At 69.9% G+C, this 19,477-nt stretch carries 13 protein-coding genes and 1 tRNA gene; 3 read left to right on the forward strand and 11 right to left on the reverse strand.

Annotated elements, in window-relative coordinates; all coding sequences use genetic code 11:
• Window positions 1-78: 78 nt before the first annotated feature.
• Window positions 79-161, reverse strand: a tRNA-Leu gene (locus tag OG329_RS32875).
• 94 nt (window positions 162-255) lie between these two features.
• On the opposite strand from OG329_RS32875, the gene OG329_RS32880 reads away from it, so the two are divergent.
• Window positions 256-909 carry an ANTAR domain-containing response regulator gene (locus tag OG329_RS32880; protein ID WP_405800045.1) on the forward strand — a complete coding sequence of 218 codons (654 nt, stop codon included), beginning with the start codon at window positions 256-258 and terminating at the stop codon, window positions 907-909.
• Window positions 910-992: 83 nt separating this feature from the next.
• On the opposite strand, the gene OG329_RS32885 is transcribed toward OG329_RS32880, so the two are convergent.
• The 8 genes from OG329_RS32885 to OG329_RS32920 form a co-directional block, all read right to left on the reverse strand.
• A complete protein-coding gene (locus OG329_RS32885; RefSeq protein WP_405800047.1) occupies window positions 993-1,709 on the reverse strand; it encodes an ABC transporter ATP-binding protein in 717 nt (238 codons plus the stop codon).
• Complete coding sequence (locus OG329_RS32890) at window positions 1,706-2,608, reverse strand: ABC transporter ATP-binding protein (RefSeq protein ID WP_405800048.1); 903 nt, start codon at window positions 2,606-2,608, stop codon at window positions 1,706-1,708. The genes OG329_RS32885 and OG329_RS32890 overlap by 4 nt, the downstream gene beginning before the upstream one ends.
• Before the next feature lie 5 nt (window positions 2,609-2,613).
• Complete coding sequence (locus OG329_RS32895) at window positions 2,614-4,410, reverse strand: branched-chain amino acid ABC transporter permease (RefSeq protein ID WP_405800050.1); 1,797 nt, start codon at window positions 4,408-4,410, stop codon at window positions 2,614-2,616.
• Window positions 4,411-4,415: 5 nt separating this feature from the next.
• Window positions 4,416-5,345 (reverse strand): branched-chain amino acid ABC transporter permease, encoded by a 930-nt coding sequence (locus OG329_RS32900; protein WP_405800051.1) that lies wholly within the window; start codon window positions 5,343-5,345, stop codon window positions 4,416-4,418.
• 105 nt (window positions 5,346-5,450) lie between these two features.
• On the reverse strand, window positions 5,451-6,695 hold the full coding sequence (locus OG329_RS32905) for a branched-chain amino acid ABC transporter substrate-binding protein (protein WP_405800052.1): 1,245 nt from the start codon (window positions 6,693-6,695) through the stop codon (window positions 5,451-5,453).
• Window positions 6,696-6,964: 269 nt separating this feature from the next.
• Complete coding sequence (locus tag OG329_RS32910) at window positions 6,965-7,561, reverse strand: Tat pathway signal sequence domain protein (RefSeq protein WP_405800053.1); 597 nt, start codon at window positions 7,559-7,561, stop codon at window positions 6,965-6,967.
• Between the two features lie 282 nt (window positions 7,562-7,843).
• Complete coding sequence (locus tag OG329_RS32915; protein WP_405800055.1) at window positions 7,844-8,347, reverse strand: PaaI family thioesterase; 504 nt, start codon at window positions 8,345-8,347, stop codon at window positions 7,844-7,846.
• A gap of 166 nt (window positions 8,348-8,513) precedes the next feature.
• The gene (locus OG329_RS32920) at window positions 8,514-10,841 is read right to left on the reverse strand and encodes an FdhF/YdeP family oxidoreductase (protein ID WP_405800056.1); all 2,328 of its coding nucleotides are present in this window, start codon (window positions 10,839-10,841) and stop codon (window positions 8,514-8,516) included.
• A 187-nt stretch (window positions 10,842-11,028) separates the two neighbouring features.
• Here OG329_RS32920 and polA point away from each other — a divergent pair, with 187 nt between their 5' ends.
• Window positions 11,029-13,740, forward strand: a complete 2,712-nt coding sequence (gene polA / locus OG329_RS32925; protein ID WP_405800058.1) for a DNA polymerase I — start codon at window positions 11,029-11,031, stop codon at window positions 13,738-13,740.
• Between the two features lie 54 nt (window positions 13,741-13,794).
• On the opposite strand, the gene OG329_RS32930 is transcribed toward polA, so the two are convergent.
• Window positions 13,795-14,640, reverse strand: a complete 846-nt coding sequence (locus tag OG329_RS32930; RefSeq protein WP_405800059.1) for a DUF4184 family protein — start codon at window positions 14,638-14,640, stop codon at window positions 13,795-13,797.
• Between the two features lie 274 nt (window positions 14,641-14,914).
• Between OG329_RS32930 and OG329_RS32935 the strand changes: the two genes are divergently transcribed.
• On the forward strand, window positions 14,915-16,591 hold the full coding sequence (locus tag OG329_RS32935; RefSeq protein WP_405800061.1) for a lytic transglycosylase domain-containing protein: 1,677 nt from the start codon (window positions 14,915-14,917) through the stop codon (window positions 16,589-16,591).
• A gap of 73 nt (window positions 16,592-16,664) precedes the next feature.
• On the opposite strand, the gene OG329_RS32940 is transcribed toward OG329_RS32935, so the two are convergent.
• Window positions 16,665-19,469 (reverse strand): ATP-dependent helicase C-terminal domain-containing protein, encoded by a 2,805-nt coding sequence (locus OG329_RS32940; protein WP_405800063.1) that lies wholly within the window; start codon window positions 19,467-19,469, stop codon window positions 16,665-16,667.
• Between the last annotated feature and the right edge of the window lie 8 nt (window positions 19,470-19,477).

Consider the following 19,477-nt stretch of genomic DNA (forward strand, 5'->3'; position numbering starts at 1 on the left):
CTTTGAGTGACACCACATGGCTCTGTGCAACGAAAAGTGGATGTTCACGAGAACGTGAACATCCACTTTCCATACATGTACCGGGTGCGGGACTCGAACCCGCAAGCCCTCTCGGGCAGAGGTGTTTGAGACCTCCGTGTATACCGTTCCACCAACCCGGCCCACCGCTGCGCGAGAAGTCTACCGGTTCACCGCGGGGCGTCGCAGCTAGGTAGGCTCTTGCCCAGCAGTATCTGCCAGTTACGAGGAGCCTCAGTGACCGCCCCCGAGTCGCCCCAGCCCGTCGCCGACGACGACAAGTCGCATGTCCCGCCCCTGACGACGCGAGTCGTCATCGCCGAGGACGAGGCGCTCATCCGTCTCGACCTCAAGGAGATGCTTGAAGAAGAGGGCTACTCCGTCGTGGGCGAGGCCGGTGACGGTCAGCGTGCCGTCGAGCTGGCCCGCGAGCATCGGCCCGATCTTGTCATCCTCGATGTGAAGATGCCCGTCCTCGACGGCATCTCCGCCGCCGAGAAGATCGCGCAGGAGTCCATCGCGCCCGTCCTGATGCTCACCGCCTTCTCGCAGCGCGATCTCGTGGAGCGCGCCCGGGACGCCGGTGCGATGGCGTATCTCGTGAAGCCGTTCAGCAAGAGCGACGTCGTACCGGCCATCGAGATGGCCGTCTCGCGCTTCACCGAGCTCAAGGCGCTTGAGCAGGAGGTCGCCGATCTGACGATCCGGCTGGAGACGCGCAAGCTCGTGGACCGCGCGAAGTCCGTCCTTCAGACGCAGTACGGCCTCACGGAGCCCGCCGCCTTCCGGTGGATCCAGAAGACGTCGATGGACCGGCGGATGTCGATGCAGCAGGTCGCCGAGGCCGTCATCGAGGACGACGAGGAGAAGAAGGCCGCGAAGGGGCAGTAGGGAGCGGCGGTACGTACGTGAGAAGGCCCGCACCCCCCGAGGGGCGCGGGCCTTCTCACGTACTCACCTACGTACGCGGGGACTCAGTCCTCGCCGAGGTACGCCTTGCGTACCGACTCGTCCACCAGCAGGTCCTGCCCGGTGCCGGAGAGCACGACCTTGCCGACCTCCATCACATGGCCCTGGTCCGCCAGTGACAGTGCCGCCTGGGCGTTCTGTTCGACCAGCAGGATTGTCGTGCCCTGTGACTTGAGCTCGGCGATTGTCGCCATGATCTTCTGCATCATGATGGGCGAGAGTCCCATGGACGGCTCGTCCAGCATGAGGAGTTTGGGCTGTGACATCAGGGCCCGGCCCATGGCGAGCATCTGCTGCTCGCCGCCGGACAGGGTGCCTGCCGCCTGCTTGCTGCGTTCGCCGAGGATCGGGAACAGTTCGTAGGCGCGCCTGATGTCCTTCTCGATACCTGCCGTGTCCTTGCGGAGGAAGGCGCCGAGCTTCAGGTTCTCCGCGATCGTCAGCCGCGGGAAGATCCTGCGGCCTTCGGGGGAGTGCGCCAGGCCCATGGCGACGATCTTGTGCGCGCCGACGCCTTGCAGCGGTTTGCCGTCGAAGATGATCCGGCCGCCGGAGGGTTTGAGCAGTCCGGACAGGGTGCGCAGGGTGGTCGTCTTGCCGGCGCCGTTGGTGCCGATGAGTGTGACGATCTGACCGGCTTCGACGCTGAAGGAGATGCCTTTGACGGCTTCGATCTTGCCGTAGGCGACCTTGAGGTCCTCCACCTCCAGTAGTGCGGTCACTTGGTGTCTCCTTCTGTGCCTGCCGTGCTGTGTGCCTCCGCGGCCTCCACCTCGGAGACTTCCTCGGCGCCGGGGGCACCCTCGTAGGGGGTGCCGAGATAGGCGGCGACGACGCGCTCGTCGGCCTGGACGACCTCGGCGGTGCCTTCGACCAGTTTCTCGCCCTGGACGAGGACGGCGACGCGGTCGCACAGGTTGAAGATGAAGCGCATGTCGTGCTCGATGACGAGTACGGCGATGCCCTGGTCGCGGATGGCGAAGACCAGGTCCTGGGTGGTGCGGGTCTCCTGCGGGTTCATGCCGGCGGTGGGCTCGTCCAGCAGGAGCAGGCCCGGGTCGCTGGCGAGGGCGCGGGCGATCTCGAGTTTCCGCTGTTCTCCGTAGGGGAGGTTGCGGGCGAGGTGGTCGCGCTTGGCGGCGAGGCCGGTGAACTCCAGGAGTTCCATGGCGCGTGCCTCGGACTCCTTCTCCGCCTTCTTGAACCCGGGGCCGCGCAGCAGCGCGGACCAGAGTCCTTCCTTGGTCCTGGTGTGGCGTCCGACGAGGACGTTCTCCAGGACGGTCATGTTGGCGAAGAGGCGGATGTTCTGGAACGTACGCGCGATGCCGGCCTTGGTGACCAGATGGGACTGGTGCGGCAGGACGGTGCCTTTGTAGCTGACGGTGCCGTCGGTGGGGACGTACAGACCGGTGAGGCAGTTGAAGAAGGTGGTCTTGCCCGCGCCGTTGGGGCCGATGAGGCCGACGATCTCGCCGGAGTTGACGTGGAGGTCGACGTTCTGTACGGCGGTGAGTCCGCCGAATTTCTTGGTGACGCCGGTGGCTTGGAGCACGGGTGTGCCGGCCTGGGTGGCGGCCTTGGGGGATCCGGCGTCGGTGGGTTCGATGTCGGTGGTCATTCGGGTCACACCCCCGCCTTGCTGAGGCCGATATCGCCCTTGGGGGCGTCCAGTTGACCGGTTTCGTGGAATTCGAGCTGCTTCCTGCGGTCGGCGATGAGGCCCTCGGGGCGGAATCGCATGAGCAGGACCAGCGCGATGCCGAACAGCAGCAACTGGTAGTCGGCCATGAACTGGAGCTTCGCCGGGATGAGGTAGAGCAGCGAGGCGCCGATGAGAGGTCCGCTGACCGTTCCCATGCCGCCGAGGATGACGGCGGCGAGCAGGAACGCCGAGTTCGGCGGGACGGCTTCGACGAATTTGTACTGGCCGGGGGTGACCGTGAAGGTGACGTGGGCCTGTACGGTGCCGGCCATGCCGGCGAGGGTGGCGCCGAGTGCGAAGGCGAGCAGCTTGAGCCGGAAGGCGTTGATGCCCATGGCCCTGGCGGCGGTCTCGTCCTCGCGGATGGCGACCCAGGCGCGGCCGATGCGTGACTGGTCGGAGCGGCGGAAGACGGTCACCACGATGATGGTGAACAGCAGCATCAGCAGGTAGTAGTTGGAGAATCTGCCGAGTTCGACGCCGAGGATCGTGTGTGGTTCCCCGAGGTTGAATCCGAAGAGGTCGAGGTCGGGGATGTTGGGGATGCCGTTGGAGCCGTTGGTGACGTCGGGGCCCGAGGATCCGTCGAGGTTCTGCATGGTGATGCGGAAGATCTCGCCGAAGCCGAGGGTCACGATGGCCAGGTAGTCGCCGTGCAGTCGCAGGGTGGGTGCGCCGATGACGACGCCGAAGATCAGCGAGGCTCCGGCGCCGCACAGGACGGCGGCCCAGAAGGGGAGTTGGAGGCCGATGGTGGAGGACGGCGATCCCGAGACGAGGGCGGCGGTGTACGCGCCGACGCCGAGGAAGGCGACGTATCCGAGGTCGAGGAGGCCGGCGAGGCCGACGACGACGTTGAGGCCGAGTGCGACGGTGGCGAAGATCAGGATGTTCGTACCGATGGAGGCGTACGTGTCGTTGCTCTGGGTGAACGGGAAGGCGAACGCGGAGACGAACGCCGCGGTCACGGTCACGTTCTTGTGCTTGGCGGTGAGGTTCGCGAGTCGGCGGTTGAGGCCGGCGCGGGAGACGGCGGTGGCGCCGAAGCCGATGAGGAGGATGTAGCCGATGAAGAGTTCGGCGTCCTCGGTGTCGATGCCGTAGGTGAAGATGAACAGGCCGAGTCCGAAGGCGGCGGCGATGATGAGGATTTCGGCCCAGCCCGGGAGCGGTGCCGCTTCCTTGGGCGTGGGGGCCTTGAAGGACTGGACGAGCCGCTGCCAGATGTGGGGGCTGTCATGGTCGCCGGGGACGTCGCCGGGGAGCCCGAGGGCGGCGACGAGGGTGATGAGCGAGGCGCCGGCGGCGACGTAGGCGCCTGGTTCGAGGTTGGCGAGTCCGCCGAGGTTCACGGTGATCGCGATGACCGTGTACCAGGTGGTGGCGAAGGTGCCGAGGGTGAGGAGGAGGACGGGGCCGTTCTTGCCGCCGGGGGTCAGCCAGTTGAGGCCGCGTACTCCGTAGCTCGCGATGACGAAGGCGAAGGTGAGCAGCGCACCGGTGAGGGTGAGCAGTTGGAGGCCGCCGGGGTAGCCGGTGACGGTGAGGTCGCCGGGGAATTCGGAGGTCCAGGTCCAGGCGAGGAAGGTGCTGGCGAAGGTGGCGACGGCGCCGATGACGACGCCGAGGCGGGCTGCCGCGGGGGGCAGGCCGAGCACCGCGGGGGTCTGCTGAGGGTCGGGTGTCACGGGGGTCTGTTTCGAAGTGGTGGTGGTCATCGGTATCACGCCCGATCCGAGACGCGTGCGCCGAGTAGACCTTGTGGCCTCAGCAGCAGTACGAGGATGAGGAGGACGAACGCCCACACGTCCTTCCAGGCGCCGCCGCCGAGCTGGGACATGCCGGGGATGTTTTCGATGTAGGCGGTGGCCATGGATTCGGCGAGGCCGAGGACGAGGCCGCCGATCATGGCGCCGTAGATGTTGCCGATTCCGCCGAGGACGGCGGCGGTGAATGCCTTGAGTCCGGCGATGAAGCCCATTTTGAAGTTGACTTCGCCGTATTTGAGGCCGTGGGCGACGGCCGCGATGGCGGCGAAGGCGGCGCCGATGGCGAAGGCGGTGACGATGATGCGGTCGGTGTTGATGCCCATCAGCTTGGCCGTGTCCGGGTCCTGCGACGTGGCCTGCATGGCGCGTCCGGTGCGGGTCTTGGAGACGAACACGCCGAGCGTGATCATGCACAGGGGTGCGGCGATGAGCAGGAAGAGGTCGCCGCGGCTGATGGCGAACGCGCCGAAGTCGAGCCTGCCGCCTTCGAATTCGGGGAAGGGGCGGGACTTGGTGGCGTCGGGGTAGAAGGCCCAGATGGCTTGCTGGAGTGCGATGGAGAGGCCGATCGCGGTGATCAGTGGTGCGAGCCTGGGGGCGTCGCGCAGGGGCCGGTAGGCGAAGCGTTCGGCTCCTACGGCGACGAGCACGGAACAGGCCATCGCCATGAGGATCATGAGGGGCAGTGCGAGGAGCAGGCTGGTACCGCTGGGCAGCCAGAGGAATGCGGTCAGCGCACCGAAGCCGCCGATCATGAATATCTCGCCATGGGCGAAATTGATGAGCTGGACTATGCCATAGACCATCGTGTAGCCGATTGCGATGAGTCCGTACAGCGCGCCGAGTAGCAGGCCGTTGGCAAGTTGCTGCGGCAGATCGTTCACCGCGGGGCCTCCGAATGAGTGGGGTCAGATACGGCCGCGCGGGGGCGCTGTGGCGCCCCCGCGCGGTGGTAGGTCCTTATATGGAGGGTGGGCCGGTGGGCCCGGTCAGCCCTCGAACTCGCCCGTCTTGACGGGGACGTGCTTGCCGTCCTGCACCTCGTAGAGGGAGAGCTGCTTGTTCACGGTGTCGCCGAACTCGTCGAAACCGACCGTGCCGGTGACTCCGTCGAACTTGACGTCCTGCATGGCCGCGGTGATCTGCTTGCGTGCGTCCTTGACGTCGCCGGGCAGTTTGCCGTCGTTCTTCTCGACGACGGCCTTGACCGCCTGGATGATGGCCCAGGTGGAGTCGTAGGCGTAGCCGCCGTATGCCTCGAACGCGCCGTCGTAGCCGCCGGCGGCGTAGTCCGCGATGAACTTCTTGGCGGTGTCCAGGGTCTCCAGGGGCGCGCCGACGGAGCTGGCGAAGTCGCCTTCGGAGTTCTTCTTGCCGAGCTTGATGTACTCGGCGCTGAACAGAGCGTCGCCGCCGACCGTGGGGATCTTGGCGCCGGCGTTCTTGATCTGGCTGGCCAGCGGGGCGCCGGCCGGGTACTCGCCGCCGTAGTAGACGAAGTCGGCGTCGGTCTGGGCGACCTTGCTCGCCACGGCCGAGAAGTCCTTGTCGTCCGGGTTGATGTGGTCGGTGCCGACGACCTTGCCGCCGAGCTTCTTGAACTCGGTGGAGAAGGTGGCGGCGAGACCGGCTCCGTACGTCTTCTTGTCGTCGATGACGTAGACGTTCTTGAGCTTCTTCTCGTTGAACATGAACTGCGCGGCGTACGGGCCCTGGATGGCGTCCGTGGTGGCCGTGCGGAAGTAGGTGTCGAAGTCGCGGACCTTCTTGCCGCTCTGCCAGTCCTTGCCCTGAGTCATCTCGGGGTTGGTGTTGGCGGGCGAGACCTGGACCAGGTTGTCGTTGGCGAAGACCTTCTGCATGGCCTGGCCGACGTCGGAGTTCAGGGGGCCGACCACGCCCATGACGTCTTCGTTGCCGACGAGCTTGGTGGCGTTCTGCTGGCCGGTCGCGGCTTGGGCGACGTCGTCCAGGGACTCCAGCTCGAAGGTGACGCCTTCGACTTCTTTGTTCTTGTTGGCCGTCTTGACGGCGAGGTCGGCGGAGTTCTTGATGCCCTGGCCGAGCGCGGAGAGGTCTCCGGTCAGCGGCGCGTCGAGGCCGATGACGACGGTCGTCTTTCCGCCGTCGCCGCTACCTCCGTCACTGCTGTCGTCGCGGGAGCCGCATGCGGAAAGCGTGAGGGCTCCTACGGTGACCGCAGTGGTGACTATGAACAAGGAACGGTGACGCACGATCAGTCCTTTCCCCTGGCACGGCTGTCCCTGATTGAGAAGCCGGGTCGAGCGCTGGAACCGAACTGAAAGTAATCCGGTGGCGCGGTGACTGGCCGTGACTCTAAGCGCGCTGGTGGGGGTGGTGCAGAGGTGCGGCCCATGCTGTGACGCTCTTGTTATGACGGGGGCGCGGTGAAGCCCGGTCGAGAGGGGAAGGGCGAGTCATTTGACAGCGTTCGTATGTCCACATACTGAGAAACAGCAGGACCGTAACGGTAATCGGCCGATTACGGAGCGGGACGGGTGCAGGCTTTCTCGATGGCCGCGCCGAGGTCTTCGGGGTAGCCGTCGCCGAGGATGCGGCTCTGTTTCTGGACGGCTCGTTCGTTACGCAGGGTGACATCCAGGAAGGGGAGCCCGGCGTTGCGCGGGACTTCCGCGCAGTCGAGCACATAGACGGTGACCAGCACCTCGCGGTGTCCTCCGGGGGGCACTGTGAACGGCGCGGACGGCTGTGTCGACACGGCCAGCGCGGCCGACGGCTGGGTGATGGCGTCGATCGTCACGCGCCGGCCGGGCTCGGTCGAGACGTTGATGTCGAAGGTGAACGCGCCCGTCCGGTCGGCGTCGGCCGAGGCTCCCGCGTAGTCGAAGCCAACCACCTGCGACGGCCAGGGTGGTGGCGGCGCGGGCGGCGGCTGGGGGGCGTTGAGTGCGTAGACGCACACGCCTGTGGTGAGGGCCGCGGCGACGGCCAGCAGAGCCTTGCGGCGGTGGCGCGCGGGCACGGTGAGGCGGACGCGGACGGGCGTCGCGCCGGTGAGCAGGGTCTGAGGGTGGTGATAGGTGTCCTCGCCCGGTTCGACGGGGCCGATACCGCTCATGTGCCGAAGCTAGTGGGCATCGGGCGCCACGACAATGGATCGCACCGCAGGGCGTTACGCAATGTCACCTCGGGGGGTCTCACCTGGCTCTCCTGTACCGGGCCCGGCGGGCCGGCGGCGCGTCGCGAGGGTCTCGGCGGGCCTTGGTTAACGCGGTGTTTCGCGGCGGTCCGCCGGCCGTCGACCGTCTCACCTGTTGGTCACCCCGGGCCGGGGTGTGCCCGTTCGAAGCCTTCCCCGGCCCGCTTGAGGTCCCCTTGAGGTTCGGTCCTCAAGGGGACCTCAAGTCTGATTTTTCTGGATGAAGGAGGTGCCGTCGCCGCTTTGGAGCAGACAGGTCAGCCGGGCCGTGCACACCCGCTTCTCCCGCTCGTCGGTGATGACGATCTCGTACGTCGCGGTGGACCGGCCGCGGTGGATCGGGGTGGCGACTCCGGTCACCGATCCGTCGCGTACGGCACGGTGGTGGGTGCAGTTGAGGTCCACGCCCACGGCGATCTTGTTGCGGCCGCCGTGCAGCATCGCGCCGATGGAGCCCAGGGTCTCGGCGAGTACGGCCGACGCGCCGCCGTGCAGCAGCCCGTAGGGCTGGGTGTTGCCTGCCACGGGCATGGTGGCGACGACGCGGTCGGCGGACGCCTCGGTGACCACCAGGCCCATTCGGGTGCCGAGGCTCCCGGCGGAGAAGAACGACGTCAGGTCCATGTCGTACGGCGCGTACTCGTCGATGACCTCCTGCGGGAACGTCGCCGCTGTCTGCTCGTTGGCTGTGGACTGCTCACCCATGGGGTCCGGCTCCGATCGGCTGCGTGATGCGATACGTGTTCAACGCACGTGGTTCTGTCCACGTGCTTCGGTGCGCGTGCTTCGGCGCGCGTTCGTTTCGGCGCGCTGGTCCGCACCGTCCTATCAGATGACTGAGCGCACGCTTAGGCGGGACGGGTCTGTTCCGTCAGCGGTGCTCGAAGCGCACCACGACGGACTTGCTCGCCGGGGTGTTGCTCGTGTCGGCCGTCGAGTCCAGCGGCACCAGCACATTCGTCTCCGGGTAGTAGGCGGCGGCGCAACCGCGCGCCGTGGGGTAGTGCACCACCCGGAAACCGCGGGCCCGGCGCTCGACGCCGTCCTGCCACTCACCGACCAGATCCGTGTACGACCCGTCGGCCAGGCCCAGTTCGCGTGCGTCGTCCGCGTTCACCAGGACGACGCGACGACCGCCCTTGATGCCCCGGTAGCGGTCGTCCAGACCGTAGATCGTGGTGTTGTACTGGTCGTGCGAGCGCAGCGTCTGGAGCAGCAGCCGGCCCGCCGGCAGCTTGGGAAACTCGACGGGCGCCGCCGTGAAGTTGGCCTTGCCGGTGCGGGTGGGGAAGCGCCGCTCGTCGCGCGGGGCGTGCGGGAGCTGGAACCCGCCGGGCCTGGTGACGCGTTCGTTGAAGTCCTCGAAGCCGGGGACGACGCGCGAGATACGGTCACGGACCGCCCCGTAGTCCTTCTCGAACTCCTCCCAGGGAGTCAGCGACGCCGGACCGAGGACGGCCCGCGCCAGTCGGGTGACTATCGCCGGCTCGGACAGCAGATGCGGGCTCGCGGGGGCGAGGTTGCCGCGCGAGGCGTGCACCATGCCCATCGAGTCCTCCACGGTCACGATCTGCCTGCCGCCCGCCTGTACGTCCTTGTCGGTACGGCCCAGGGTGGGCAGGATCAGGGCGCGCGCGCCGGTCACCGCGTGCGAACGGTTGAGCTTGGTCGACACGTGCACGGTCAGCCGCGCGGTGCGCATCGCCGCTTCGGTCACCTCGGTGTCCGGCGACGCCGCGACGAAGTTGCCGCCCATGGCGAAGAAGACCTTCGCCTCGCCGTCGCGCAGGGCGCGGATGGCGCGTACGACGTCGTAGCCGTGGTGGCGCGGCGAGGTGATGCCGAACTCCCGGTCCAGGGCGTCGAGGAAGGCGGGCGCGGGCCGCTCGAAGATGCCCATGGTGCGGTCGCCCTGGACGTTGGAGTGTCCGCGTACGGGACACACCCCGGCGCCCGGCCGGCCGATGTTGCCGCGCAGCAGAAGGAAGTTGACGACCTCGCGGATGGTCGCGACGGAGTGCTTGTGCTGGGTCAGGCCCATCGCCCAGCACACGATGGTGCGCCGGGACGCCAGCACCATGGCCAGCGCCCGCTCGATGCCGGCGCGGTCGAGGCCCGTCGCGGTCAGGGTCTCGTCCCAGTCGGCGGCGCGCGCGGCGGCGGCGAACTCCTCGAATCCGTGGGTGTGTTCGGCCACGAACGCCTCGTCGACCGCCGTCGGGTCGGTGCGCGCCGCGTCGAGGATCAACTTGTTGAGCAGCCGGAACAGGGCCTGGTCGCCGCCGATGCGGATCTGGAGGAAGAGGTCGTTGAGCTCCGCGCCCTTGACCATGCCCTGCGGGGTCTGTGGGTTCTTGAACCGCTCCAGACCGGCCTCGGGCAGCGGATTCACCGAGATGATCTTCGCGCCCGCCGATTTGGCCTTCTCCAGGGCGGAGAGCATCCGGGGGTGGTTGGTCCCCGGGTTCTGCCCGGCCACGATGATCAGGTCGGCCTGGTGGATGTCCTGAAGGGACACGCTGCCCTTGCCGACGCCCAGGGTCTCGGCGAGCGCCGAACCGGACGACTCGTGGCACATGTTGGAGCAGTCCGGCAGATTGTTCGTGCCGAACTCGCGGGCGAACAACTGGAGCAGGAAGGCCGCCTCGTTGCTCGTACGGCCCGAGGTGTAGAACACCGCCTCGTCGGGTGAGTCCAGCGCCGTCAGCTCCTCGGCGATGATCGCGAACGCCCGCTCCCAGCTCACCGGTTCGTACCGGTCGCCGCTGCCGTCGCCGCCGTCCGCGTCGCTGCTGCCGCTGCCGCCCGCGCCGCGCTCCAGGAGCATCGGCTGGGTGATCCGGCCCTGCTGGCCCAGCCAGTAGCCGCTGCGGGTCGCCAGATCGGCCACCGGGTGCGCGGCGAAGAAGTCGGGCGTCACCCGGCGCAGCGTCGCCTCCTCGGCGACCGCCTTCGCGCCGTTCTCGCAGAACTCCGCCGTGTGCCGGTGCTCACCCTCCGGCCAGGCGCAGCCCGGACAGTCGAAGCCGTCCTTCTGGTTGACCTTGAGCAGCGTCCGCGTCGCGCGGGCGACACCCATCTGCTGCTGGGCGACCCGCAGCGAATGCGCCACGGCGGGCAGTCCGGCGGCGCTGTGCCGGGGGCCGGTGACCCGCGGCGCGTCCTGGACCGGGTCGCCCGAGGGCGGCTTGCTGGCCATCTCGCTCTCCCTGCTACGTACGTCGGGACTCGTTCCCCGTCCCGTGATCCGGTGCCTGTCCGGTGCCTGTCCGGCGCCTCGTGCTGTCCTTCGTCCTGCCCCTCGATCCTGTCACGCACCGCCGACAGCCCCTCGCGGCGTGGTGCGCGGGTCAGGATTGTCAGTGGGGCGTGGCAGGATCGGGTACGTGGCTGAGACAGCATCGAAGAAGACCGCAGAAAACCGTCCTCGCCTGCTCCTCATGGACGGGCACTCCATGGCGTACCGGGCGTTCTTCGCGCTGCCCGCGGAGAATTTCACCACCAGCTCGGGCCAGCCGACCAACGCCGTCTACGGCTTCGCGTCGATGCTGGCGAACACCCTGCGTGACGAGGCGCCCACGCACTTCGCGGTGGCCTTCGACGTCTCGCGCAAGACCTGGCGCTCCGAGCGGTTCCCCGAGTACAAGGCGAACCGCTCCAAGACGCCCGACGAGTTCAAGGGCCAGGTCGAGCTGATCGGCGAGCTGCTGGACGCGATGCACGCGCACCGGTTCGCGATCGAGGGCTTCGAGGCGGACGACGTCATCGCCACCCTCGCCACCCAGGCCGAGGAAGCCGGCTTCGACGTCCTCATCGTCACCGGCGACCGGGACTCCTTCCAGCTCATCACCGAGCACACCACGGTGCTGTATCCCACCAAGGGCGTCTCCGAGCTGACCCGCTTCACCCCTGAGAAGGTCCAGGAGAAGTACGGGCTCACCCCCGCGCAGTATCCGGACTTCGCCGCCCTGCGCGGCGACCCGTCGGACAATCTCCCCAGCATCCCCAAGGTCGGCGAGAAGACGGCCGCGAAGTGGATCAATCAGTTCGGTTCCCTCGCCGACCTGGTGGAGCGCGCCGACGAGGTCAAGGGCAAGGTCGGCGAGAGTCTGCGCGAGCACCTGCCCTCGGTCGAGCTGAACCGCCATCTCACCGAGCTGGTGCGTGACGTCGAGCTGACGAAGACCCCGCAGGAGCTGGAGCGCGCCGCGTACGACCGCACGGCCCTCACCGGATTCCTCGAAGTGCTGGAGATCCGCAATCCGAGCCTGCGCGAGCGGCTGCTCGCCGTCGATCCGGGCGCCGTCGAGGACGAGGCCCCGGCCCCCGAGGCGGGCATCGAGCTGGACGGCAAGGTCCTCGCCTCCGGCGAGCTGGCGCCCTGGCTGGCGGAGCACGGGGACGAGCCGCTGGGCGTCGCCCTGGTCGACACGTGGGCGCTCGGCACGGGCGCCATCAGCGAGGTCGCGCTGGCCGCCGCGGACGGCTCCGCCGCCTGGTTCGACACCACACAGCTCGACGAGGCCGACGAGAAGGCGTTCAGTACCTGGCTCGCGGCGGCGGACCGCCCCAAGGTGCTGCACAACGCGAAAAGCGCCATGCGGGTCGCCCCCGAGCACCACTGGCAGGTCGGCGGCGTGACGATGGACACCGCGCTCGCCGCGTATCTGGTCAAGCCCGGCCGCCGTTCCTTCGCGCTCGACGCCCTGGCCGTCGAATACCTCGGACGTGAACTCGCCCCGGCCGCCGCGGCCGACGGACAGCTCGCCTTCGGCAGCGACGACCAGGCCGAGGCGGACGCCCTGATGACGCAGGCGCGCGCCGTCCTCGACCTCGGCGAGGCGTTCACCGGGCGGCTCGAGGAGGTCGGCGCCACCGGACTGCTCCAGGACATCGAGCTGCCCACCTCCGCGCTCCTGGCCAAGCTGGAGCGCAACGGCATCTCGGCCGACGAGCCCCATCTGGTCAGCCTGGAGGAGCAGTTCGCCGCCGCCGTGCAGCAGGCGGTGAAGGAGGCGCACGCCGCCGTGGGGCACGAGTTCAACCTCGGCTCGCCCAAGCAGCTCCAGGAAGTCCTCTTCGGTGAGCTGGGTCTGCCCAAGACGAAGAAGACCAAGACCGGTTATACGACGGACGCCGACGCGTTGGCCTGGCTCGCCGCGCAGACCGAGCACGAACTGCCCGTGCTGATGCTGCGCCACCGCGAGCAGGCCAGGCTCCGCGTCACCGTCGAGGGCCTGGTCAAGATGATCGCGGCCGACGGCCGTATCCACACCACGTTCAGCCAGACGGTGGCGGCCACCGGCCGGCTCTCGTCCACCGACCCCAATCTCCAGAACGTGCCGGTGCGCACCGACGAGGGCCGCGCGATCCGCCGCGGTTTCGTCGTCGGCAAGGGCTACGAGTCGCTGATGACCGCCGACTACAGCCAGATCGAGCTCCGGGTCATGGCGCATCTGTCCGAGGACGCGGGCCTGATCGAGGCGTTCGCCTCCGGCGAGGACCTGCACACCACCGTCGCCTCCCAGGTGTTCGGCGTCGAGCGCGCGGCCGTCACCCCCGACATGCGCCGCAAGATCAAGGCGATGTCGTACGGACTGGCGTACGGCCTCTCGGCGTTCGGCCTCTCCCAGCAGTTGAACATCGAGGCGGCCGAGGCGCGCGGCCTGATGGACACGTTCTTCGAGCGCTTCGGCGGCGTACGGGACTATCTCCAGCGAGCGGTCGAGGAGGCCAGGGCCACGGGCTACACGGAGACGATGCTGGGCCGCCGCCGCTATCTCCCCGACCTCAACAGCGATAACCGCCAGCGCCGCGAGATGGCCGAGCGGATGGCGCTGAACGCCCCGATCCAGGGCACCGCCGCGGACATCGTCAAGGTCGCGATGCTCCGCGTCGACAACGCGCTGACCGAGGCGGGGCTGACGTCACGCATGCTCCTCCAGGTCCACGACGAAATCGTGCTGGAAATCGCCCCCGGCGAGCGGGAGCGGGTGGAGGAGCTGGTGATCCGCGAGATGGCCGCGGCGACCGAACTGCGGGCGCCGCTGGACATCTCGGTGGGAGTGGGCCCGGACTGGGACTCGGCCGCGCACTGACGGGCCAGTTCAGGCAGGGCCTGTCCGCCGGACAGGCCCTGGTCCGGACAGGCCCTAGTGAGGACGAGCGTGGTCGACGGGCCGCGCGGCGCGGTCGGCGCTGCGGGGACGACGCAGCCGCATCGCCGCGCCGTACAGCACAAGTCCCGCCGCCAGCCCCGCCCCGGCGCCGAAGCACAGGGTGGGGATGACGTCCAACGGCGTCGTCACCCGCCCGTGGTAGGCGTACCAGCGGGCGACACGGTGTGCCATGCCGAGCAGGACACACCCCGCGAGCAGGGCGTACGCGAGGGCGCGCTCGCGCCGTACGAGCACGGGCACCGAGACCGGCGCGGACGTGTGGGGCAGCCGGCGCACCGCGGTGACCGTGAACCAGCCGAGCGCCACCAGCGCCAGGGCCGAACTGCCGTACTGGGTATACGTGTACAGGGGGAAGCCCGCGATGTCGTCGCGCAGCGCGGGCACGATCCGTGTGCCCCACCGGTCGAAGTGCGTGAACGCGTCCCACACCACATGGGTCGACGCGCCGAGCACCGCCGAGAGGTAGAAGCGCGCGGCGAGCGCCGCCGGCCGGCCGCGGCGCCGGTCGGGTCCGCGTACGAAGGCGTGCGCCCGCCCCCGCCAGTTGGCGGGCAGCAGCGCGAGCAGCGGCTCACGCAGCATCAGCCAGACGCCCACCAGGGCGGCGGCGATGACGACGTCGACGGTGAACAGACCCACCACGCCGTGCGTCACGTCGCCGAACTCCATGGCGTCCGGCACGGCGGTCGCGGCGAAGTACGTCGTGTCGGGTGCCATCGAGCCCGCGACAAGCGCCGAGGCGAGCAGCGGCCCGCGCGAGGTGCCGTCCCTCCTGATGCCGGGCAGTACCGCTGCGGCATGGCTCAGCGTGAAAGGCAAGACACTCTCCCTGGGGCGTGCGGGCGGTCTCCTCGGTCGGAGATCAGGTGGAGACCACGCCCACTTGGCACGGAGTCAGTAGCCGCTCAGTATGAAGGACGTCCGTTCTCGGCCAACGGTTCGGCCACCGGGTCGCCCAACGGGAAACCGGGAGATGGCGAAACGGTGAAAAGCGGTCACCGACCCGTGTGCGCGCACAGGGAGTTGCCGTAGGGTCGCCTGAGTCCTCGCGCTGGGGGGCGCGAACAGCCGTTCACCAGGAGGGACCAGACGTATGGCAGCGCAATTCGGCCGTCGGCTCCGTAGAGGGGCGACCACCACAGCGGTCGCCGCGCTCGCGGTCGCCGCACTCTCCGCATCGCAGGCCCCGGCCATCGTTTCCGGCGGCGGTGACAGCGGAAAGCAGGCGTCCGGATCGAGCGCGCCGGACAGCGACTCGGCCTCCGGGGACTCGTCGTACCACACAGACCTCCCGCCGCTGAACACCCCCGACAAGCCCGGCACTTCGATCGACCTGCCGGGCACGACCGAAGCGGAGGCGGGTATACCCGCTTCGGTGCTTGACGCGTACAAGCAGGCCGAACAGACCATCGCGAGCAGCAATCCGGGCTGCAATCTGCCGTGGCAGCTTCTCGCCGCGATCGGCAAGGTCGAGTCGGGCCAGGCGCGCGGCGGCCGGGTCGACGACAACGGCACGACGCTCTCGCCGATCCTCGGCCCGGTGCTCAACGGTGTCGGCTTCGCCAACATCTCCGACACCGACAACGGCGCGTACGACGGCGACAAGACCCATGACCGTGCCGTGGGCCCGATGCAGTTCATCCCGTCCACCTGGGCGACCTGGGGCCAGGACGCCAACAGCGACGGCCGCAAGGACCCCAACAACATCTTCGACGCCGCGCTCGCCGCGGGCCGCTATCTTTGCGCCAACAACCGCGACCTGTCGGTGAAGGCCAATCTCGACCAGGCGATCCTCAGTTACAACCGCTCGCAGGAGTATCTGGCGACGGTTCTGTCCTGGCTGGAGTACTACAAGCGCGGCAGCCACGAGGTGCCGGACGGCACGGGCGTGCTGCCGACGAACCCCGGCCCGCTGGACCCGGACGGTCCCGGCGACTCGCCCGCCTCGGACCCCGACGGCTCACCGGGTTCGACGCCGACTCCGGGCCCCTCGGACCCGAACGAGTCGCCGTCGCCCGAGCCGCCGAAGCCCCCCAAGCCGCCGAAGCCCCCGACAACGACGCCGCCGCCCACCACCCCGGCGCCGACCGTCGAGCGACTGGAGAACGCGGGCACCGGCAAGCTCTCCGCCACGGCCGGCGCGGCGTTCGCGGAGCGCGTCACGGTGCGCGGCGAGGACGCCAAGGGCAAGGCGGTGGGCAAGGTGGCCGTGCAGTTCCTGATCGTCGGGGACACGGACACGAAATTCGCCGGCGGCGGGAAGCAGGCCGTCGTCACGAGCGGCAGCGACGGCACGGCGACGGCGCCCGCGCTCCAGGCGGGCGAGACGACCGGTGAGTTCACGGTGCGGGCGAGTGTCGTGAGCCGTACGGTCCCGGGCGTCGACTTCACGGCGACGGTCACCGAGCGCCAGGCGGACTCGGTCGTCAGGACCGGCGACAAGGAACTGACGGCGGCGCCGGGCGCGGAGTTCGCCGACACGGTGGAGGTCAAGGCCACCAACGACGGTGCGGTCGCCGCGGGTGTGGCGGTCAAGGCCACCATGATCAAGTCCGCGGACGACGCGTCAACGGCGGACAAGGGCCCGCACTTCAAGGGCGCGGACGGTCAGCCGCTGCGTGCGCTGACGGGTCTGAAGACGAACGACCAGGGTCTGCTCGTACTCCCGAAGATCTTCGCGGACGACGCGACAGGCACGTTCCTGCTCCGTATCGAGACGGCGGGCGGAGCGAAGGTCACGATCGAACTGAAGGTCGCGGCCCCCGCCTAGACCTTGTCCGGACGGGCCGCACCTGCACCCGCACCTGCACCCGCTGCCCGTCCGGACATCGAGCGGTCCCGGCTCACCGCCGGTCCTTCAGCCCGCGCGTCGCCACCGCCTGCGTCGGATCCTCCGGCCACGGGTGGCGCGGGTAGCGCCCGCGCAGCTCCGCGCGTACGGCGCGGTAGCCGTCCCGCCAGAACGACGCCAGGTCCGCCGTGACCGCCGCGGGGCGTCCGGCGGGGGAGAGCAGGTGGACCAGCACCGGCACCCCCGCGACGGTGGGCGTCGCCGTCAGACCGAACAACTCCTGGAGTTTCACCGCCAGTACGGGCTGCTCCCCGCCGTAGTCGACGCGAACGCGCGATCCGCTGGGCACCAGGACGCGCTCGGGCGCCAACTCGTCCAGCCGCCCCGCCTGGCCCGACGCCCACGGCAGCAGCCGCCGCAGCGCCTGGCCCGCCTCGATCCGGGCCAGATCCGCGCGGCGCCGGGCCTTCGACAGCTCGGGCTCCAGCCAGTCGTCCGCGCGCTCGAGCAGCGCGGTGTCCGAGACGTCCGGCCACGGAGCGCCCAACGCCCGGTGCAGAAAGCCCAGTCGCTCCCGCAGGGCTTGCGCGTCACGCGTCCAGCGCAGCAGCGCGCCGGGGCCCTCGCGGCGCAGACCGTCCAGCAGCGCCGCCCGGACCCGTGCCGGGTCGGGCTTGCGCGGCGGGCGTGCGGACAGTTCGACCGCGCCGAGCCGCGTCACGTCCCTGGCGACGACGTCACCGTCCTCCCAGTGCACCTCTTCGCCGGAGACCAGCAGATGCGCGGCGGCGGTACGGGCCGTGTCCTTGTCGATGACGGCGGCCAGGCGCACCCGCGCGGACGCGGCCGTCGCGGGCCGGTCCGCGACGGCGACGGCCAGCCACGGCGCGCTGCGCAGCGCGGACCCGTCGGCCAACTCCGCGCCGGTCCCGGACACCATGAGGAACGCCCCGGCGCCACGCGCCCGCGCGACCCGCTCGGGAAACGCGAACGCGGCCACGATCCCGACGACGACATCGTCACCCAGCCCCCCGCGCTCCCCGGACCGACTCCGCCCAGGGTCTCCATCGCCGGTAGGTTCGCCCGCGCCGACGGCGCGCGCCGCGCGATCGCTCCGGCCCTGGACGGCCCCGTCGCCCCGCTCGTTACGGCGCGTTCCGCCGGTGTCGTGTTTCCGCCCGGCATGGCGGTCTTTCGCGGCTTCGCCACCCGCGCGTACGCGTTCGTCCCGGCCGGTACGAGCGACGGTGCCGCCCCCGTCGAGCCCACCGTCGCCGCCGGCCTCACGCGCGCCGCCCCGTCCCGCCCCGTCCCGCGTTCTCGGCAGGGCCGATGCCAGTCGGCGGGACTCCTGGCGCCAGCGTGCCGCGTAGCCGTCGCCGCCGCGTTTCGCCGTGCGCCATGCCGCCGCCAGGTCGTCCCCGTACGCCCTCGGCGGTTCCTCGCTCAGCAGCGCCACCACCTCGGCCGCGCGGCGCGGGCCGACCTCCCGTGCGCCGTCGAGCAGGGCGCGGGCCAGGCGTGGGTGCAGGCCGAGCCGGGACATGTGGATGCCTCGGTCGGTCACCCGGCCCTGCGCGTTCACCGCGCCGATCGCCGTCAGGACCGCCCGCGCGGCGGCCAGCGCCCCCGCCGGCGGTGCGTCGAGCAGGGCGAGGCCCGAGGCGTCCGGGTCGCCCCAGCACGCCGCCTGCAAGGCGAACGCCGCCAGGTCGGCGACCTTGATCTCCGGCGCGGGGAACCGCGCGAGCCGCGCGTCCTCGGCCTGGTCCCAGCACCGGTACACCGCGCCCGGCGCCTCACGCCCCGCACGCCCCGCGCGCTGCCGTGACGCCGCCTGTGAGGCGCGCACCGTGGTGAGCGCGCTCAGCCCCCGCGCGTGGTCCGTGCGCGGCTCACGCGCCAGCCCCGAGTCCACCACCACCCGCACACCCGGCACCGTCAGACTCGACTCGGCCACCGAAGTCGCCAGTACGACGCGGCGGTTGCCGTCCCCCGACCCCGCGAGTACCGCGTCCTGCACCTCCGTGGGCGCCCGGCCGTGCACCTGAAGCACCTCGGCGCCGAGTTCGTCCGGGCCGCCCAACTGGCCCGCCACGCGCCCGATCTCGCCGACGCCCGGCAGGAACACCAGCACGTCGCCCGCGCGCTCGGCCAGCGCCCTGCGTACTACGGAGGCCACATGCGTCAGCAGCGCCGGATCGACCCGCATCCCGTGCGGCGGACGCACCGGCCGCGCGGGCGGCGCCCACACGACCTCCAAAGGATGTGTCACTCCTCGCGCCTCTACTACGGGCGCGTCCCCGAGCAGCCGTGCCCATCCCTCGGCGTCGGTCGTCGCGGAGGCGGCCACCAGCCGCAGTTCGGGACGGAGCGTGGCCCGTACGTCCAGCAGGAACGCCGCCACCGTGTCCGCGTCCAGGTGCCGTTCGTGGCACTCGTCGATGATCACCACGTCGACGCCGCCGAGTTCCTGGTCGCGCTGGAGCCGCTGGAGCAGTACGCCGGTGGTCACCACCTCCACCACCGTGTCGCGTCCCACCACACGTTCCCCGCGCACCGTGAAACCGACGCTGCCGCCGACCCGTTCGCCCAGCAGCCACGCCATGCGCCGGGCCGCCGCGCGCGCGGCGATCCGGCGCGGCTCGGCGACGATCACCCGCCGCGGTGGCCCTGGCGCGGCACCCCCGGGTCGTACGAGCCCGACCAGCCCCGCCAGAACCAGCGGCACCAGCGTCGTCTTGCCCGTGCCGGGCGGCGCGCACAGCACGGCGCACCCAGGCCCGTCGAGGGCCGCCTCCAGCGCGGGCAGAGCGGTACGGACGGGCAGGCTGCCGAGGACGTCGTCGCGGATCACACCCCTGA

This window comes from Streptomyces sp. NBC_01506 (assembly GCF_045040295.1).
In the GTDB taxonomy this organism is placed as follows: domain Bacteria; phylum Actinomycetota; class Actinomycetes; order Streptomycetales; family Streptomycetaceae; genus Streptomyces.

Excerpts from the sequence above, each read along its gene's own strand:
- OG329_RS32895 (WP_405800050.1), bottom strand. The coding sequence starts at position 4,410 with ATGACCACCACCACTTCGAAACAGACCCCCGTGACACCCGACCCTCAG.
- OG329_RS32935 (WP_405800061.1), top strand. The coding sequence starts at position 14,915 with ATGGCAGCGCAATTCGGCCGTCGGCTCCGTAGAGGGGCGACCACCACA.
- OG329_RS32915 (WP_405800055.1), bottom strand. The coding sequence starts at position 8,347 with ATGGGTGAGCAGTCCACAGCCAACGAGCAGACAGCGGCGACGTTCCCG.
- OG329_RS32920 (WP_405800056.1), bottom strand. The coding sequence starts at position 10,841 with ATGGCCAGCAAGCCGCCCTCGGGCGACCCGGTCCAGGACGCGCCGCGG.
- OG329_RS32910 (WP_405800053.1), bottom strand. The coding sequence starts at position 7,561 with ATGAGCGGTATCGGCCCCGTCGAACCGGGCGAGGACACCTATCACCAC.
- OG329_RS32890 (WP_405800048.1), bottom strand. The coding sequence starts at position 2,608 with ATGACCACCGACATCGAACCCACCGACGCCGGATCCCCCAAGGCCGCC.